We start from the raw sequence: 17830 nt of genomic DNA, 5'->3' as shown, positions 1-17830 counted from the left end.
GTTAACCCGTTTACCGTAGCGTGAATGAGGATACTTCATAAATTTTGGAAAAGATAAGCCAAACCCTTGCATAATTTGAATAAAACGATTATCATCGACTCAACAATTATTCATTCTGCTTAAAATACCGTTGGTAAAAATGATGAAGCTTAAAACATTGGGATTAACAATATCTCTAGCAAGCGCGGGCTTGCTAGGTATGTCTGAAGCGGCATCGGCGGCTAAATTTGCTGATAACGCTACACTATCGATTACTGTTCCCACCTTTCAAATCAACAATGCTATTTCTCTGCCGACTGGTGAATTTGCAGGTGGTGCAGATGGTTTAGCTGATGCTCTATTCGGTACTGGTTTTCCAAGCATTAGCGCGAGTAACCGAGTCATCAATAAAAATGGACAAGATGTTCGCCCTGGTGTAACTGGCGAGTTTAGCGTTGGTTCTAGTTCTGGTGGCTTTCAAGCTTATCAAGGACAGACAGGTGAGATCACTTCATTTGATGGTACTACTTTTAATGAATTAAGTGAAGTTAACGGCGGATTTGAGCCTCCTAATGATCCACTGGCAAATCCCAATATTGTTCCTGGTAATTTGTTTAGTGACAATTTCTTATTGAGATTATCCAATGGAACAAATAATCAGTTGAACTTCTATCTAACAGAAGTCAATCTACAAAACTCAGTTGAGCAGATCCTAGCAGGTGCGCCCATCATTTTCAGTGGTAGAGGTTGGCTAGGTGCAGCAGGTGATCCTGGTATTGCCTATTACGAAGTAGAATATGAAATTACCTCCCAAACACTGCCAGACGATGGAACCAGAAGCGGTGATCCCGTTGCGGGAGATGGAGTGACAGGTTTAACGACTTTATCTGGTACTTCAATTGTTGTAACAATCATCCCAACATCAGTACCAGAACCATCAGCAATGGTTGGTTTAGCAGTGGTTGCAGGTGCTGGCTTATTCATGAAGAAAAAGCAAAAACGAGCCTAAAATAAACTAAACAAATTCCGATTAAAAACCCCTTTTCTGTTTACTGGTTCTAAAACGTTAATGAGTTTAAAGGATTAAAGTAGCAGATCAGGGTTATTTTGTGTTTTTTAAGGAAAAACAAGACTTAAACTAAAAATTACCTAGCGTTTACCTTGGGAGGTTATAGTATGAGCAGAAAATAGCCCTCATAGTGACCGAAACAATGCTACTGACTTACAACACCACTCAGATCGTAAAAGACGACAGTTCAGAAGGTCGCCGCTTACATTTTTATGACAAGAATGAACAAATTCCCTTAGTTGAAGAAGGAATTTGGCAAGTTTATCGAGGCACAGCGCAGTTTAGTCAACTATCGGTTAGTGGAGAAGAGATTTTATTAGGTTGGGCGCAACAAAACGCCTTTTTTGGTCTTTGGTTAACGCGTCTTGATTCCTATCAGGCAAAAGCTTTATCGGAAGTCTATTTAAAATGGTATTCCCTTAGTGAAATTGAGTCTTCAGCCCAATTAACACAAATCGTTTTACAGCAAGTAATAAAACGGATGCGTCAAACAGAAGCGTTATTAGCCATTGCGGGATTAAAACGAGTTGAAGAACGATTACAGCATCTTTTAGAATTACTCAAACAAGAAATGGGACAATCGATCCATGAAGGAACTCGCTTAACAGTTCGTCTTACTCATCAAAATATCGCTAATGCCATTGGAACCACCCGCGTTACTGTCACTCGTCTTCTAGGTGATTTTCAAAAACAAGGATTGATTAGTCTAGATAACGATCGTCATCTCATTATCCATCACTAGGCGGTAACTCTAGAGGAATTGATCCCATCAAACCTTTACGAAAATCATTTAACATTTGTGTTGCGGTTCTTTCCTTATCCTCTTGATAACGAGTCATCGCCAGTTGAAAAATATATTCTTCCCCTGTCATCGTTAAGGCATCCAAACCATAGCGAGAGTTTAAAATCGATTCGTATTCTAACTCAACCAACAAATCAACAAAAGCCGCCGCTACCCTCTGATTATCATAAGCAGCATCGCCAATATCTTCACAAATCGCTAACTTAACGGCATCTTCTTGAGACTCTAAGCGACTAGGGATCACTCCTGGTGAATCTAATAATTCCAAAGTCTCCAAAATCCGTACCCAGCGTAACTGACGAGTGACCCCCGCACGACGCGCACTGGCTACAACTTTTTTATTAAGAAGGCGGTTAATTATAGCAGATTTTCCGACGTTTGGCAAGCCGATCACGACAGCGCGAACAGGACGAGGTAATAGCCCCCGTGATTTTCGTTTAGCATTAATTTCTACTCCAACTTCTTGCGCTGCTTTACTAATTGCTTTAATACCTTGACCCTCTTTCGCATTAGTAAAATAAGGAATTTCACCCTGTTTACGAAACCATATTGACCAATCTTGGCGTATCGACTCTGGAATCATATCCAGTCGGTTTAGAATCAAAATACGAGGTTTACTACCAATCCAGTTTTTGACCTGTGGATGACCCGACGCAAGCGGAATTCTAGCATCGCGGACTTCTAGAACCACATCAACGAGTTTTAATTGTTCTTTAAGATTTTTCTCAGCCTTAGAAATATGGCCAGGATACCATTGAATCGAAATGCTCATTATTAAACTCGAAAATGGGGAAATTAATAGGGTTTGGCAACCAAACCCCTACGGTGATGTTAGGGAACAATCAAAACAGGACAAGGCGATAAATTAATCACTCTTGTCGTAACGCTTTCCGTTGCTCCTTCAGACGTTAAACCTAAGCCACGACAGCCCATAATAATGAGATCGGCACCAATTTCATCGGCGACATCGCAAATTGTAAAAGATGGCATTCCTTCCCGTTCGACCATTTCTGCTTGTATCCCTTGTTGGGAAAACAAAGCCTTAGCACCTTGTAAGAGTTTAGCCACTGCTTCGACAGAACTCATCACATCAGTTTCAGGCGAAGATTGTTCAACAACGGATAAAATGACCAAACGGCTATTGTTGGTTTTGACCACATCCGCGACAACTTCAGCCGCTTCACGGGCTTCACGACTTTGGTCAATTGGAAACAAAACAGTCTTAAACATGGTTAATTTTTTCCTCCCATACCCTTATTCTGAAATAATCTCCCCCCAATTTGATCCAACTCTAAATAAATCTTTTGAAGATAATGGTCGGATGTGACCTCTTTTGGTGTTTTAATCTTTTGTAGAGAAATAAAGCAATTAGGAGGTCTTTGGCTGTGCCAAAAAAATCTGTAGCCAATTTAAGTGAAGCCGATCTAGCAGGTAAGCGGGTATTAGTACGAGTTGATTTTAACGTACCCTTAGACGAACAAGGACAGATCACCGATGATACTCGGATTCGGGCGGCACTGCCAACTATTCAAGAGTTAAGCAACAAAGGTGCTAAGGTTATCCTCTGTAGCCATTTTGGCCGACCCAAAGGTAAAGTGGTTGAGAGTATGCGTTTAACTCCAGTTGCAGCGCGTTTATCGGAACTATTAGGGCAAGAAGTCGTTAAATGTGATGATTGTGTGGGTGACGAGGTTACAGCACAAATTAGTCAGTTAAATAATGGTCAAGTTGCGCTATTAGAAAATCTTCGTTTCCACGCTGAAGAAGAAGGTAATGATCCCGAATTTGCCAAACAATTAGCATCTAACGCGGATCTTTATGTTAATGATGCGTTTGGTACAGCACACCGCGCCCATGCTTCTACCGAAGGCGTTACCCATTACCTTAGCCCCAACGTCGCAGGTTATCTCATTGAAAAAGAACTAAACTACTTGCAAAGTGCGATCGAGAACCCACAACGTCCATTAGCGGCGATTATTGGAGGATCGAAAGTTTCTAGTAAAATTGGCGTTATCGAAACTTTACTGGAGAAATGCGATAAACTCCTGATCGGCGGTGGTATGATCTTTACCTTCTACAAAGCTAGAGGGTTAAACGTTGGTAAATCTTTAGTTGAAGAAGATAAGCTAGAATTAGCAAAATCTCTCGAAGCAAAAGCCAAAGAAAGAGGCGTAGAATTTCTGTTACCGACGGATGTAGTTGTTGCTGACAAGTTTGATAAAGAAGCAAACGCTCAAACCGTTAGTATTAACGATATTCCTGATGGTTGGATGGGTTTAGATATTGGCCCTGAATCCGTTAAACTTTTCCAAGAGGCTTTAGCATCCTGTAAGTCAGTGATCTGGAATGGCCCGATGGGGGTTTTTGAATTCGATAAATTTGCCGTCGGAACTGAAGCGATCGCACATACTCTTGCAGATATCACCAAAACGGGTACTATCTCGATTATTGGTGGTGGTGACTCGGTTGCAGCAGTCGAAAAAGTGGGTGTAGCTGAACAGATGAGCCACATTTCTACAGGTGGTGGTGCCAGTCTTGAGTTACTCGAAGGTAAAGTTCTTCCTGGTATTGCTGCTTTAGATGATGCGTAGAATTAAATAGCATATTTCATCGCTTTTGTCAAGAATTAAATAGTTATTGTAGGGGTTTGGTTGCCAAACCCTTATGATATTTTCGGTTGACGGAATTTATAAACATCTTGAATTGCTTGTACCCAACCATTACTAACGGATTCTAACAAACGATCGCCTTTTTCTTTGGTGGCAGCCGTCGCATCTCCCATTACTCCACTTTGAGTTAATTCTTTAGTTAACCATGCAAAGGGTAATTTTCCCTCCATACTCAATAAACTGTCTTCGGGCAAACCTTGAGGATATTCTTTAACCGCTTTTTCCATTTTCACTTGCTCAGGCAACAGGGAGAGTAAAATACTGGTTTCTGCGTCTCCTGCATGAATGCCATACTCTAATTCTTGGGGGGTGAATAATTCTTTTGCAATGTGAGGAACGCGCCATGCAAAAAAAGGAAAGACCGAAAAATCCTCATACTTTTGATGGAGATCCCGTGCTACAATTTCCATAATCTGCGGTTGTCCACCATGAGCATTAAGCAATACTAATTTGCGAAACCCAGAACGATAAATACTTTCTGCCATTTCCATGAAAACAGAAATCAAGGTTTGTGCAGTTAGAGTAATTGTTCCAGGAAAGTGCCAATGCTCATTAGATTTCCCGTAATACAAACAGGGTAAAGCATAAGCTGGAATACTTTGATCTAATTTTGCTAAAGCCTTCCCTAACACTCCCATTGCGATCGCAGAATCAACGATAATCGGTAAATGTGGCCCATGTTGTTCGATCGCGCCGACAGGTTGGATAATTACAGTATTCTCTTTATCCGACATTTCTTGAATTTCCGTCCACGTCAGATAGGGAAAATAACGCTCTTGAGGAATAAAACCGTGCATCATCTTTCTAACCAAGCTCGCATTTTACCTGGATTCATTAAACCATAGGGATCAACTTTTTCTTTAAAGGCTAGTTGAATCGGATCGATGACTTTTCGTCCACCATCTTCCATGATATAGGTATGAGGATTGGCAATCCCTGCGCCATGTTCTTCATGATACTGAATAATCTCATTTAAACGGTTTTCTGTCGTAAAACGAATTAACTGTAATCCTGCGGGAATCACTTTCCCTGCGAATTTCAAAAACTCTAAATGGATCATCGCTTCATCGCCAAAATGATGATACATTTGCTCAACACGTTCTAAAGTAAAGTAAAACGTTTGTAGGTAGGTTAAATTTGGGTCTATACTTCGCGCATGGAGTGTTGTGTGATTCCAAGTAAATTCTAGAATGCTCGTTCCTTTATTCGCTTCGGTTGCAGCTTTAGAATAAGTAATCTCACCTTGATAGTCTTGGACTAAATCAGATAAAGCGGTCTGATCATATTCACTAACCATTAACAAAGCACAAGATTTTCCTGATGGTAGATAGTTCTGCAAAGCCGTAAAATAGGAAGGAATCGGCCAAGCATGAATACTAACCATTTTTTTAACAATGCCATCACTATTACCTAAAGCTTGACCAAATTGAGCAGCAGTTAGAAAATCATCAAAAACAACAATTAATTCAGCCCAGGGATAAGCAGGTGCAAGGGGAATTTCTAATTCTGTAATAATACCATTTGTGCCATAAGCATGATTGACTTTTTGCACCTCATCCCCTCTTAATTCAATGACTTGGGGTTCGTCTTCTAAAGTCACTACTCGAACTGCTGTTAAATTACCACGATCGCGCAACTGTCCATAATTAATCGAACCCATCCCGACACTACCCCCACCAATAAAACCGCCAATTGTGGCTGTACGATAGGTAGAAGGTGCCATCCGTAGTTCCCAACCGATTTCTCTAGCTTTTTTGTCAAAACTCGCCATTTTAACCCCTGGTTCCACACAGGCTGATCCAGCTTTAAGAGAGCGAATTTGATTCATCTTAGTAGTATCAAGTACCACACCGCCTTCTAGTGGAATACATTGTCCATAATTTCCCGTACCAGCACCGCGAACCGTTAGCGGAACACGGTATTTAACACAGGTACGAACCACTTGAATCACTTCTACTTCAGTTGTTGGACGTACCACCAATAAAGCTCGTTTATCCTTCAGTTGCGCTTCTAAAATTGGGCTAAAGTGAAAGTAATCTAAAGAAAGTTTGGCAAGCTGTGAGGATTCTGTAATGATTTCTAAAGGGGAAAGTTCATTGATCAGGCGATCCAAAAGGCTGCTAATTGCGGTCATAATTCGGTGAGTAGTTGAATAGACTACAGTATAGCTTAATCACCTGTTCCTCAAAGACGCAGAACGTTTTTAAGGACGACTAGCCTATAATTTTATGAGTAATTAACATTGTGTAGCTCACATCTAGCAGGTTAGGAAAACCAACCATATCTATCATGTATATCGAAATCGTCACTATATTGTTGCTGCTGATCGCTAACGGGATTTTTTCAGCATCAGAGATGGCGATTGTGTCTTCGCGTAAAATTAGATTAGAACAGTCGGCTAAAACAGGCGATGCTAAAGCCAAAGTTGCCCTCAAACTGGCTAGATCCCCTAATAACTTTCTTTCTACTGTCCAAATAGGCATTACTCTAATTGGTATTTTAAGCGGTGCCGTCGGTGGTGCAACACTAGCTGAACGTCTGCGAAACTTTTTGAATACAATTCCAGTTTTAGCACCCTATAGCCAAGTTTTGAGTTTTGGCGTAGTCGTAACAATTATTACTTATCTCTCTCTCGTGATTGGTGAATTATTGCCCAAACGGATCGCTTTAAATAATCCTGAAAAGATTGCGACTCAAGTAGCTGGGCCAATGCAATTCTTATCTAAGATTACAGCACCTGTGGTTTATTTGTTGGGTAATTCAACAGATCTTTTACTCAATCTTTTGGGAATTCGTCCAGTTCCCGAAGAAACGGTGAGTGAGGATGAAATTAAATTACTGATCGAACAAGCAACGACAGCAGGTACGTTTGAAGAAGCAGAACAGGAAATGGTTAGCCGCGTGTTTCGTTTAAGCGATCGCCCAATCAAAGCCTTAATGACTCCCCGTACTGAAATTGACTGGCTTGATCTTGATTCTTCTTTACACGAAAATTTAACCACAATTCAAGAAAGTGCCTATTCGCGTTTCCCCTTGTGCCAAGAAAGCATCGATAATTGTCTAGGAATTGTTAAAGTAAGAAATGTTCTTGCCGCACATCTAGCAGGACAAGAAATCAATTTACAGGCGCTCGCCCAACCTCCTTTATATGTTGCTGAGGGGACAAGAGCCTTAAAAGTATTAGAATTAGTTAAAGAATCTGGCGATCATATGGCATTGATCGTTGATGAGTATGGAGGGGTTGAAGGTTTAGTAACTCTCAACGATTTGATGGAAGCTATTGTCGGTGAAATTCCATCTGCTGAAGGGTCAAATGAACCAATGGTCATTCAGCGTGATGATGGCTCTTGGCTATTAGATGGTTTATTATCAGTCGATGAATTTAAAGACTTATTAAACCAAGAATCATTACCCAAAGAAGAGGATGAAGAATACCATACAGTAGGTGGTTTCATTATCTCCTTTTTGGGCAAGATTCCAACATCAGGTGATTTTTTTGAATGGGAAGGTTTACGCTTTGAAGTGATGGATATGGATGGAACCAGAGTAGATAAGGTTTTAGTTTCTAGTCTGGGACTTCCCGAAGAAATAACCGAAGATCAATTCACCGACTAACGAGAAGCAAAGCTTAACTCTCTTTGTTCGGGTTCTTGGAAAAGTGGCGTACTTAAGTAACGTTCTCCAAAACTCGGTTGTATCATTACAATTAATTTACCTGCATTTTCAGGACGTTTAGCGACTTGAATGGCTGCACATAAAGCCGCACCCGAAGAAATACCCGATAAAAGACCTTCTTCTTTGGCTAAACGACGACCATAGAAAAATGCTTGATCATCACTAACAGTAATGACTTCATCAATCAGATTAACTTTTAAGACTTCAGGGACAAAACCCGCGCCAATACCTTGAATTTTATGGGGGCCAGGATTTCCCCCTGATAGAATAGGACTGTTAGCGGGTTCAACTGCGATCGTTTTAAAGCTCGGTTTCTTTTCTTTAATCACTTCTGCAACCCCTGTAATTGTTCCACCCGTTCCGACACCTGAAATGAGAAAATCAACCTCGCCGTCGGTATCTTCCCAAATTTCTTGTGCTGTGGTTAAACGGTGAATTTCAGGATTAGAAGGATTATTAAATTGTTGCAACATATAGGCGTTAGGTGTGGTTTCAACAATTTCTTGTGCTTTTGCGATCGCACCCTTCATCCCCATATTACCTGGAGTCAGTTCTAAATAAGCTCCATAGGCTCGCAACATAGCGCGGCGTTCTGTACTCATCGTTTCAGGCATCGTTAGTATCAGTCTATATCCTTTTGCTGCTGCTGCCATCGCTAGAGCAATTCCCGTATTTCCCGAAGTGGGTTCGACTAAAACCGTTTTCTCAGGCGAAATTAAACCCGCTTTTTCGGCAGTATTCAGCATATGTACGCCAATACGATCTTTTACAGATGAAGCGGGGTTCATGCCTTCTAATTTCGCAACAATACGAGCTAAACAACCTTCTGATTGAGGAATGCGGTTTAGTTGGACAAGCGGAGTACGACCAACTAATTCTGTAACATCGTGAGCAATACGCATAATTTTATATAAGGGGTAGAGAGGCTAAACTTTAATTCTACTATTCACCCCAACTGTAGCGGTTTAGGATGTCATAGTTATTCAAGTCTTCTTTAATAAATCTATTTTATCTAAAATTAGATCTTACTGCATTTAGATTTTAGAGTAAATTATCTCACAAAACAGATTAGTGTTAGTTTTGTAACTTAGCAGGGGAATAATCAATAACAAATGTGATTTTTAGTCTCCTTAATGAAACCGAAACCTGTTCGACGTCAAAAAAAACAAACCACATCTAATGTATTGTTTTTAGGCTTGAATGTTTTATTTCTGTCTGCCCTACCTGTACTGGGTGCATTCCAGTTAGCCCTAAAAACAGCCAATTTATTACCGTTGTTTCTATATCCTATGATGAGTGTAATTACCTTTGCTTTATATGCTAATGATAAAGCTCGTGCCAAGCAAAATCAATGGAGAATTCCAGAAAATAGCTTACATTTAGTAGAATTGATGGGTGGATGGTTAGGTGGATATATTGCTCAAAGAGTTATTAGACACAAAAATAAAAAGATATCCTATCAGCTTGTATTTTGGGCGATCGTTGTCCTTCACCTAGCATTGTGGTTAGATTGGTTTGTATCAGGTGGAACACTAACAGAACTATTGTTCAATGGTATTTTTCAAAAGTAAAACGTGTTTTAGACTAAAACTTTATGTACACAGCAGAATCAAACATTAAATTCGCAATCTGTGGAAAATCTATCGAGTCTTAAGCGACACTCAAGCTAATGAAGTTGGATGTTTAAGAGTGATTGATGAATAGAAGCGAAGATTACCTTTATCCAGCTAATCAGTTTGTTATGGTAGAATTACCAGAAGAAATTCGGATGCAGTTATTGGCAATTGCTAAACAATAAAACAAGCATTTTATGAGCGCAAATATTCATTAGCATTAACATTAATTAGTAATGTCTTTAATCTGCCATATTTTAATCGGTTGTCCAAGTAGTGGTAAATCTACGGTTGCTGAGGAAATTACAAAGTTATATCCTAATTGTCGCATTGTCTCTACTGATAAAATCCGAGAAAAACTCTTTGGTGACGAAGACATACAAGAAGACTGGGAACTGATTGAAGCTGAGGTATTATCTCAAATACAAAATCATCTAGAAGCAGGAAAATCGATTATCTATGATGCGACGAATGCTAAACGTCATTGGCGAATGGATTTTTTACAGGAATTACAACAATATAAAAATGTTCAATGGATTGGGTGGTATTTAAAAACACCTTTAGAGATTTGTCAACAATGGAACAAAAACAGAAAACGACAAGTACCAGATACAGTTATTGAAGAATTGTATAACTCTCTAGCAGAATTTCCCCCCATAGCAGCAGAAGGGTTTGCCGCAGTTTATGAAATTCCCTACAGACAAGGAAAATTAGATATCACTAAAATTTCCCTTAAAACAATAAAGGCATAGATCTTTCACTATGCCTTGATTCTGTAAAGAAATGTAAAGCAGTTTTTTAGCTTTCGCGGGTGTCTAGAAAATTTTGGAACTGTCTGAGAGCAGCAGCACCAATATTGAAAACAGCCCAACCAGCAGCAATGAGCAGAGGAGTCAATACGATTAAAATGCGCCAGTCCATAGGTCGTCCATTCCTTGTTAAACAATTAAGAAAATTTAAAGGTTCTCATTTAATATATATATATCTTAATTTGTAGGCCTTGTGAATCCCAAATCGGTTCCTTTTCCTGCATGAACTAGAGCCAGTTGAGTGTATTTTTTAGCGTGTTCGATTAATCCAAGGGCTTCAGACTCAGAAACATCCCGCGCTTTTTTGGCTGGAATCCCAACAACAAGCGATCGCATTGGTATATCTTTCGTTACAATCGAACCTGCCCCGATGATACTTCCTGCACCGACACGAACCCCATCTAAAATTACTGCACCAATGCCAATGAGTGAGCCTTGTTCAACATATGCTGAATGAATCACCGCCCGATGTCCAACAGTCACATAATCTTCTAATTGGGTGACAAGTCCAGGGTCGCCGTGTAAAATTGCTCCATCTTGAATATTTGTATAAGCTCCGATGATAATTTTTTCGACATCACCGCGCAGAATTGCACCATACCAAACACTAGAACCTGTGGAAAGCAAAACATCACCGATAATGACTGCTGTCGGGGCGACAAAAGCGGTTTGTGATAAATCTGGAGGTGGCCAAAAAGTAGGGAAGGAATAATCTTGCATAGTTAGTTTAAACTAAAGTCTAAGATTCAGAGTCGCTTAAGGAGAGTCGATATAATAGATCAAGGGCAGATAAGAGCGTGAATTTTCTTTAGTAAGGTTAGTAATAATGAATCCAGGTTTACAATATCCTATTTTTGGGCCTGAAATCTATTGTCCTCACTGTCGTCAAATGATTCCCGCCTTGACGTTGACTGATACCTATTTATGTCCTCGTCATGGTGCGTTTGAAGCAGATCCTAAGACAGAAGAATTAGTACATCTTCAGTCGGGGCGACATTGGCGATATTGGAATGGTGAGTGGTATCGACAACATACTCACCCTGATGGCATTCGGTTTGAAATTCATGAGGCACTTGATAGGCTCTATACTCAAGGTTTTAGAGCGACTAAGGTAATTATTGCTAGTCGCTATAAAGATTTAGTAAGTGCTTATCTAGAGAGAAATACCCCTTGGCGAAATAATAATAATGAATCGCAAATGCCAAGGTTGTATGGTCTTCCAGTTGAATTTAGCTCAGACTCAGTTGAAGAACCGTGCTGGGATGTGATTAATTTTGATTTAGAAAAAGAACCAGGTGTCCCAAAACGATATCCTTATTTTCGTTTTTTTGAATAATAGTTTTGACAAGCATCAAAAACTTATTTTAATTCTCACTTAAGTTCATGCACCATGCCTCGATCCGAACCGCTAATATTCATCGTGCGATCGCTTTTTATGAAACGTTAGGATTTATCGTTACAGAACGTTTTACTACAGGTTATACTCTAGCCTGTTGGATGGAAGGTTTAGGGGGAAGAATTGAATTGATGCAAATTCCTGAACCCAAACCTGCCCCCGATGCTTTTGATGACGAACATTATGTCGGTTACTATCATTTATCTTTTGATTTAAGCGATACAGTAACCGATTTACCAACATGGTTAAATGATCTACAAAAAACCTTTACTGAAGCGGCTCAACAAAATAGTCATCAGTTTAGCCCTCTTAAAGTTTTATTAGAACCGAGACAACAAATGATTGGTGATCGGGTTTATGAAGTAGCTTTTATTGCTGATACAGACGGTTTACCCTTAGAATTTATTAGAGTTTGTGGAAAATTATCGTAAGAAAAACTCTAGATAAGTTATGAACCGTCTACGTCAACTCCTCCCGATTTTGTTTTCTCTTTTTATATTGGGGTTAGCTATTTGGGCAGTTGCTCATGAGTTCCGAAACTATAGTATTCAAGATTTACTGAATAGTTTTGCACAAATTCCAAAAGAGCGAAAATTAGGTGCGATCGCCTTCACGTTTCTAGGTTATCTTTCGATGACTGCTTATGACTGGCTCGGTTTTCTCTATGTCGGTCGAATGATTAAACTAAGGCATATTGTTGAAACCTCTTTTATCAGTTATGCAGTTGGTAATACGGTCGGATTTACGCTGCTTTCAGGTACAGCTATTCGCTATCGATTTTATTCGGCTCTGGGTGTTTCTGCCTTTGATATTGCTAAAGTTATCGCTTTTACTCATCTAGAATTCTGGTTAGGAATGCTCACCATTGGCGGAATTATTTTTTTGGTCGATCCATTAAATTTAGCTGATTTTTTGAAATTTCCCCTGGGTTCAGCCAAAACCATTGGTGTTTTATTTTTAATAATTGTTGCTATCTACTTTATATTCAGTATTTTTTGGAAAAAGACTTTGAACATCAAAGGAGAAGAAATCAAACTTCCTTCTTTTGGTTTATCGCTCGGTTTAATTGTAACCTCTTTTGTTGATTGGTTTTTAGCCTCGATGGTGCTGTACCTGCTCTTACCCAAAATGAAGCTATCTTTCTTAGGCTTTTTTGGGATTTATGTTTTTGCCCTAACGGCGGGGGTGGTTAGTACCGTACCAGGTGGCTTAGGGGTTTTTGATTATGCGATCATTCAGTTACTCACACCATTTATCCCTAAACCTGAAATTGGTGCTGCCTTGATTGCCTATCGAGGAATTTATTATTTTTTACCCCTCATTGTGGCAGTTGTTCTTATCTTAGGGCGTGAATGGCGACATCATCAGATGAAGTAATTGATCAAAACGACCTTTAACAGTCCTTAATTTAATACAATAGAAAACTAGCCTTTATTGGACTCTCTTAGATAAGAGATAAACATTTATAAAACCTGTTTATGAGAACCCAGCCATTCATCTCTCAATCAACTCATCCAGAATTAATGATCCAAAAATCAGCCGCACAGTGGAAAGGGTTGATTGAAACCTATCGCTCTTATTTACCTGTCAGTAATGCTACACCCGTTGTCACACTTTTAGAAGGAAATACGCCTCTGATTCAGGTTCCATATATTTCTAAGCTAGTGGGGAAAGGGGTTCAGGTTTTTGTAAAATACGATGGTTTAAACCCGACAGGTAGCTTTAAAGATCGTGGGATGACGATGGCGATTTCTAAAGCTGCTGAAGCAGGGGCTAAAGCGGTGATTTGTGCCAGTACGGGAAATACCTCAGCCTCAGCCGCCGCCTATGCTAGACGCGCTGGAATGCGGGCTTTTGTGATGATTCCTGATGGTTATGTGGCTTTAGGAAAGTTAGCACAAGCTTTATTGTATGGTGCCGAAATCATCGCCATTGATGGCAATTTTGACGAAGCCTTAAGAATTGTCCGTCAATTATCCGAAAACTATCCCGTAACTTTAGTGAATTCCGTTAATCCTTATCGCCTCGAAGGTCAAAAAACAGCCGCTTTTGAAGTGGTAGACGCATTAAATAAGGCCCCCGATTGGTTATGTATTCCAGTAGGCAATGCAGGCAATATTACCGCGTACTGGATGGGTTTTTGTGAGTACCATCAACAGGGTTATTGCGATCGCTTACCGAAAATGATGGGTTTTCAAGCCGCAGGGAGTGCGCCTTTAGTCATGGGAAAACAGATACACCATCCCGAAACCGTAGCTACAGCCATCCGCATCGGAAATCCTGCCAACTGGGAAAAAGCGTTAGCCGTAAAAGATGCAAGTCAAGGTGAATTCAATGCCGTGACAGACGAAGAAATTTTAGAGGCTTATCGAATTTTAGCAGCCGAAGAGGGAATATTTTGTGAGCCAGCGAGTGCAGCATCAGTAGCGGGACTTTTAAAATTAAAAGATCGTGTTTCCAGTGGCGCGACAGTGGTCTGTGTATTGACAGGAAATGGCTTAAAAGATCCAGACAGTGCGATTAAAGTTTCAGATAATGCAGTTAAATCGGTTATACCTGATTTAGCAACTGTAGCGGAACTAATGGGATTTTAAAACCCTAAATCAGCTTTGGCGGTGGCGGCGGCGGCGAAAACTTCTTCATCCGATAATTCTGTCCAATCTGTCGCCCCAATTTCAGCATAGAATTTTTGATCATAAGCCCGTGTCCGAATCACAACAGGCATCGGTACCGCATGACCTAAAACTAAAGCTTGTTGTTTAGAATCGAGTTTTGCTAAAACTGATCTTAAACTCCCCGCACCCGATACACCAGTGAAAATAGCATCGATATCTTTTTCATCGTTGAGTAAACAGGTGATACGAGTTCCCACTTGGGACATCACTTCATTATCAATACCAGAGGGACGTTGATCGACAATTAACAGAGTAACAAAATATTTCCTCATTTCTCTGGCGATCGTGCCAAAAATGGTTTGATGAACAATCTTAGAATCTAAAAAGCGATGTGCTTCTTCAATCGTAATTACTAACTGACGCGGCCGATCTTCTACTTTTTTACTTTGCAGGAAATATTCGGCTTTTTTGACATAATTCCCGTGAATCCGACGAGTAATCATGTTTGTCGCCAGCATATAAGACAGCATATTACTTTGTGAGCCAAACTCGACGACAACGTGCAGACCTGCATCAAGTGATTTTAGCAGTTGATCGATATAATCATGAGGACAAGCAGATTTTAGATACTTCATACTTTCCAAACGCATTAGTTTACGCTGCAAAGACATAATCGAACCTGCATGACCTTGTTTTTCTAGACAGAATTCTTTAATGTCTTCATTATTCATTGTCAGAAGTCGAGTAATCCAAGCTTTCCCAAATTCTGCATATAAAATATTGGCATTATCTAAACTCGCTTCAGAGATTCCTAATTCATGTCCAATTAAGCGAATATCTTCGATTTCGATCTGATCATAACTCAGATAAAGTTCTTGGGCATCTCTGACACCTCGCCGTTTGGTCGATTCAGGATCGAGGGTATAGATTTCGACTTGTCCTGGAAACAGTTGTCTTAAACCTTTGACGGTTGATACTTGTTTTCCTTCTTGCATCGCTTCCCAGCCATATTCCGAGTGCATATCAAACATCAGATTAACGGCGGCTTGCTTACGGATTATACCAGAAATCAGCAAACGAGTTAGAAACGATTTTCCTGTACCTGATTTTCCAAAAACTCCGTTACTCCGTTCGACAAATCGATCTAAATTGATACAGATGGGAACATCCATATCTAAGGGTTGTCCGATGGCGAAATTCTTGCGAGTTGGATCATCTTCCCATCCGAAAACCATGCGAAAATCTCGTTCGCTGGCTTCAAAAACTTGGCTAAAATGAGCGGGTATGGTTTTAACTGGGAGTAATTCGACTTCTTCACTACTTTGGGCTTCAAATGAAGCTAAATTACTCTTTCCGTTGCCATTTTTTTCACCGTTTCCATTACCGTTAAAAGGATTATCTGATGTTGGCGTAAACATGAGCATCGGCGAGAGTTCGACTGTGCCAAAGGTTCCACTACCTGCTAAGACATCTCGCATGAAATTATCTTCAAAACTGGGCGGATTTGCTAGTATACGGGGGCTAGAAGTGCCTAAAGAAACATCGGTGAGGAGACAAAAGAAACGCGATCGCATACCTTGTACGACCAAAAATTTACCGACTCGCATTTCTTCTACAGAAACATCGGGATGTAAACGGACTTCTAAACCTTCACTTAAAGAGCCTTGCGTAACTGATCCTAACGGTTGTTCGCTCATTCTTGACTACTATGATGTATCGGGTTATCCCTTATTCTGTCACCCAAAGCACGATTGTTGCAATATTTTTCTGATTTTTCTTTGAATTTTTAGATATTTAAAAAAAGGGTCAAGCAACTTAACCCCTAAATCTATCTTTCATGAGCAAAAATTTTCTTTAACGACACGCCATCACAGAAATGCGATAAGCGTTGTTATTATCTCCTTTAACTTTCAAATTGACTTGATAGGGTTGACGATTATTGGGATCAAAGGGAAAGGTATAAGTTTTCCCTCGTCGGTTCATAGCCGTTTTTTTATCGTGAACGGTGATCGTTGTGTCGTCATTGTATTTCAGGTTAATAGCAACATCGTAAACCGTTTCATTTTCTGGGATCAGGGTTGCGGTAAATGAACTAAATTTAGTAGCTGTTGGTACGGCAAAATCGGTATTTCAATTATTTTCAAAGACTTTAAAGTCTAAGTTGGCAGGATTTTGTATTTCTTTTCTAATGGACGTTTGACCACTTTGAATTTCTTTGAGTAATTGACAATTTTGAGGAACGTTTTGTGCCAATTCAGCCTAAACAGGATAAGACAGACTCAGCAAAGATGTTCCGATCAGACAATTTGCTAGAGCGATCGCAATCTGATTAGCCATTGTTTTCTTAAATCATTTTTTAGTTATGTCTTCTTACTATCAAATTCTCGTGACTTTGCGATCATTCTTAGGGAGGATTTTTTGCTAAGTCTATTTATATATCTTAAACGCATCGTGAGCTACTTTTTATCGGCTCAAACTTAGTTATTCTTTACACAATCTTACACTGAAAAGTAATTTTTGATACAGATTTTTCAAATAAAAAACACAATGGATAAAAATAAAATTTCAATTGTACTCGGAGATATTACTAAACAAATGGTCGATGCGATTGTCAATGCGGCTAATTCGAGTTTACTAGGCGGTGGCGGTGTTGATGGTGCAATTCATCGTGCAGCAGGGCCAGAATTATTAGCAGAATGTCGCCGTTTAGGGGGTTGTAAAACGGGTGAGGCGAAAATTACTAAGGGATATAAATTACCTGCAAAATGGGTGATTCATACGGTAGGCCCTGTTTGGCATGGGGGAAATAATGGTGAGTCTGATTTATTAGCAAGTTGTTATCAAAATTCTTTATTCTTTGCTACTGAAAAAGAATTAGAGTTGATCGCTTTTCCTGCTATTAGTACAGGGGTGTATGGCTACCCTATCCTTGACGCGGCTAAAATTGCCCTCAAAGAAGTGACAAAATTTTTAGAGCAACCTAATTCGATCAAAAAAATTATTTTTGTCTGTTTTAATCAAATAACCTATGACGCATATCAATAAGCCATAGCAGAAATTTAATCGGCTAAGCTATAATTGAATAAGTATTTATCCCTATCGACTTCTTGCATTTTTATTTTGCAGAAATTGAATTTTTTCTCGATTCGTTAACTCGTCTTTTGTACGGGATCACCACGGGGATCAATAATTCTAAAGGATGA

The 17830-nt window shown here is 39.7% G+C and carries 20 protein-coding genes; 11 read left to right on the top strand and 9 right to left on the bottom strand.

Annotated features, from left to right (window positions below; translation table 11 throughout):
• Nucleotides 1-139 precede the first annotated feature (139 nt).
• Nucleotides 140-988 (top strand): PEP-CTERM sorting domain-containing protein, encoded by an 849-nt coding sequence (locus CFPU101_RS12565; protein ID WP_206815685.1) that lies wholly within the window; start codon nt 140-142, stop codon nt 986-988.
• A 202-nt stretch (nt 989-1190) separates the two neighbouring features.
• Nucleotides 1191-1790, top strand: a complete 600-nt coding sequence (locus tag CFPU101_RS12560; RefSeq protein WP_206815773.1) for a Crp/Fnr family transcriptional regulator — start codon at nt 1191-1193, stop codon at nt 1788-1790.
• Here the strand turns inward: CFPU101_RS12560 and ylqF are convergent.
• Together ylqF and CFPU101_RS12550 are read right to left on the bottom strand one after the other, a co-directional pair.
• Entirely contained in the window at nt 1777-2622 is an 846-nt protein-coding gene (gene ylqF / locus CFPU101_RS12555; protein ID WP_206815684.1) for a ribosome biogenesis GTPase YlqF, read from the bottom strand. The genes CFPU101_RS12560 and ylqF overlap by 14 nt on opposite strands.
• Nucleotides 2623-2681: 59 nt before the next feature.
• Nucleotides 2682-3080, bottom strand: a complete 399-nt coding sequence (locus tag CFPU101_RS12550) for a universal stress protein (RefSeq protein ID WP_206815683.1) — start codon at nt 3078-3080, stop codon at nt 2682-2684.
• A gap of 155 nt (nt 3081-3235) precedes the next feature.
• Between CFPU101_RS12550 and pgk the strand changes: the two genes are divergently transcribed.
• Nucleotides 3236-4441, top strand: a complete 1206-nt coding sequence (pgk, locus tag CFPU101_RS12545; RefSeq protein WP_206815682.1) for a phosphoglycerate kinase — start codon at nt 3236-3238, stop codon at nt 4439-4441.
• Between the two features lie 71 nt (nt 4442-4512).
• On the opposite strand, the gene CFPU101_RS12540 is transcribed toward pgk, so the two are convergent.
• Together CFPU101_RS12540 and CFPU101_RS12535 are read right to left on the bottom strand one after the other, a co-directional pair.
• Nucleotides 4513-5319 carry a creatininase family protein gene (locus tag CFPU101_RS12540; protein WP_206815681.1) on the bottom strand — a complete coding sequence of 269 codons (807 nt, stop codon included), beginning with the start codon at nt 5317-5319 and terminating at the stop codon, nt 4513-4515.
• Complete coding sequence (locus CFPU101_RS12535; RefSeq protein ID WP_206815680.1) at nt 5316-6653, bottom strand: FAD-binding oxidoreductase; 1338 nt, start codon at nt 6651-6653, stop codon at nt 5316-5318. Before CFPU101_RS12535 ends, CFPU101_RS12540 begins: the two co-directional genes overlap by 4 nt.
• A 155-nt stretch (nt 6654-6808) precedes the next feature.
• Between CFPU101_RS12535 and CFPU101_RS12530 the strand changes: the two genes are divergently transcribed.
• Nucleotides 6809-8134 carry a hemolysin family protein gene (locus CFPU101_RS12530; protein ID WP_206815679.1) on the top strand — a complete coding sequence of 442 codons (1326 nt, stop codon included), beginning with the start codon at nt 6809-6811 and terminating at the stop codon, nt 8132-8134.
• Here the strand turns inward: CFPU101_RS12530 and cysK are convergent.
• The gene (gene cysK, locus CFPU101_RS12525; protein ID WP_206815678.1) at nt 8131-9096 is read right to left on the bottom strand and encodes a cysteine synthase A; all 966 of its coding nucleotides are present in this window, start codon (nt 9094-9096) and stop codon (nt 8131-8133) included. The two genes, CFPU101_RS12530 and cysK, sit on opposite strands and share 4 nt — an antisense overlap.
• A 231-nt stretch (nt 9097-9327) precedes the next feature.
• Between cysK and CFPU101_RS12520 the strand changes: the two genes are divergently transcribed.
• Together CFPU101_RS12520 and CFPU101_RS12510 are read left to right on the top strand one after the other, a co-directional pair.
• The gene (locus tag CFPU101_RS12520) at nt 9328-9765 is read left to right on the top strand and encodes a DUF1294 domain-containing protein (protein WP_206815677.1); all 438 of its coding nucleotides are present in this window, start codon (nt 9328-9330) and stop codon (nt 9763-9765) included.
• 278 nt (nt 9766-10043) lie between these two features.
• Nucleotides 10044-10559, top strand: coding sequence for an ATP-binding protein (locus CFPU101_RS12510; RefSeq protein WP_206815676.1), 516 nt, complete (start codon nt 10044-10046; stop codon nt 10557-10559).
• A gap of 46 nt (nt 10560-10605) precedes the next feature.
• Here CFPU101_RS12510 and CFPU101_RS12505 read toward each other — a convergent pair whose 3' ends face one another.
• Both CFPU101_RS12505 and CFPU101_RS12500 read right to left on the bottom strand, forming a co-directional pair.
• Complete coding sequence (locus CFPU101_RS12505) at nt 10606-10728, bottom strand: photosystem II protein Y (RefSeq protein ID WP_206815675.1); 123 nt, start codon at nt 10726-10728, stop codon at nt 10606-10608.
• Nucleotides 10729-10793: 65 nt separating this feature from the next.
• Complete coding sequence (locus tag CFPU101_RS12500; RefSeq protein WP_206815674.1) at nt 10794-11336, bottom strand: gamma carbonic anhydrase family protein; 543 nt, start codon at nt 11334-11336, stop codon at nt 10794-10796.
• Nucleotides 11337-11442: 106 nt separating this feature from the next.
• Here CFPU101_RS12500 and CFPU101_RS12495 point away from each other — a divergent pair, with 106 nt between their 5' ends.
• The 4 genes from CFPU101_RS12495 to thrC all read left to right on the top strand — a co-directional run bounded on the left by CFPU101_RS12495 (nt 11443) and on the right by thrC (nt 14606).
• Nucleotides 11443-11952, top strand: coding sequence for a TIGR02652 family protein (locus CFPU101_RS12495; protein ID WP_206815673.1), 510 nt, complete (start codon nt 11443-11445; stop codon nt 11950-11952).
• Between the two features lie 47 nt (nt 11953-11999).
• A complete protein-coding gene (locus tag CFPU101_RS12490; protein WP_206815672.1) occupies nt 12000-12443 on the top strand; it encodes a VOC family protein in 444 nt (147 codons plus the stop codon).
• A 19-nt stretch (nt 12444-12462) separates the two neighbouring features.
• Nucleotides 12463-13389 carry a lysylphosphatidylglycerol synthase domain-containing protein gene (locus CFPU101_RS12485; protein ID WP_206815671.1) on the top strand — a complete coding sequence of 309 codons (927 nt, stop codon included), beginning with the start codon at nt 12463-12465 and terminating at the stop codon, nt 13387-13389.
• A 101-nt stretch (nt 13390-13490) separates the two neighbouring features.
• Nucleotides 13491-14606, top strand: a complete 1116-nt coding sequence (gene thrC / locus CFPU101_RS12480; RefSeq protein WP_374191951.1) for a threonine synthase — start codon at nt 13491-13493, stop codon at nt 14604-14606.
• Here the strand turns inward: thrC and CFPU101_RS12475 are convergent.
• Nucleotides 14603-16324, bottom strand: coding sequence for an ATP-binding protein (locus CFPU101_RS12475; RefSeq protein ID WP_206815670.1), 1722 nt, complete (start codon nt 16322-16324; stop codon nt 14603-14605). The genes thrC and CFPU101_RS12475 overlap by 4 nt on opposite strands.
• 157 nt (nt 16325-16481) lie before the next feature.
• The gene (locus CFPU101_RS25990) at nt 16482-16610 is read right to left on the bottom strand and encodes a hypothetical protein (protein WP_277988749.1); all 129 of its coding nucleotides are present in this window, start codon (nt 16608-16610) and stop codon (nt 16482-16484) included.
• A gap of 564 nt (nt 16611-17174) precedes the next feature.
• On the opposite strand from CFPU101_RS25990, the gene CFPU101_RS12470 reads away from it, so the two are divergent.
• Nucleotides 17175-17672, top strand: coding sequence for an O-acetyl-ADP-ribose deacetylase (locus CFPU101_RS12470; RefSeq protein ID WP_206815669.1), 498 nt, complete (start codon nt 17175-17177; stop codon nt 17670-17672).
• Nucleotides 17673-17830 lie beyond the last annotated feature (158 nt).

Source organism: Chroococcus sp. FPU101 (assembly GCF_017312365.1).
Taxonomy (GTDB): domain Bacteria; phylum Cyanobacteriota; class Cyanobacteriia; order Cyanobacteriales; family Microcystaceae; genus Chroococcus.
The sequence above is the reverse complement of the archived record's forward strand: the minus strand, read 5'-3'. Positions and strand labels throughout refer to the sequence as shown.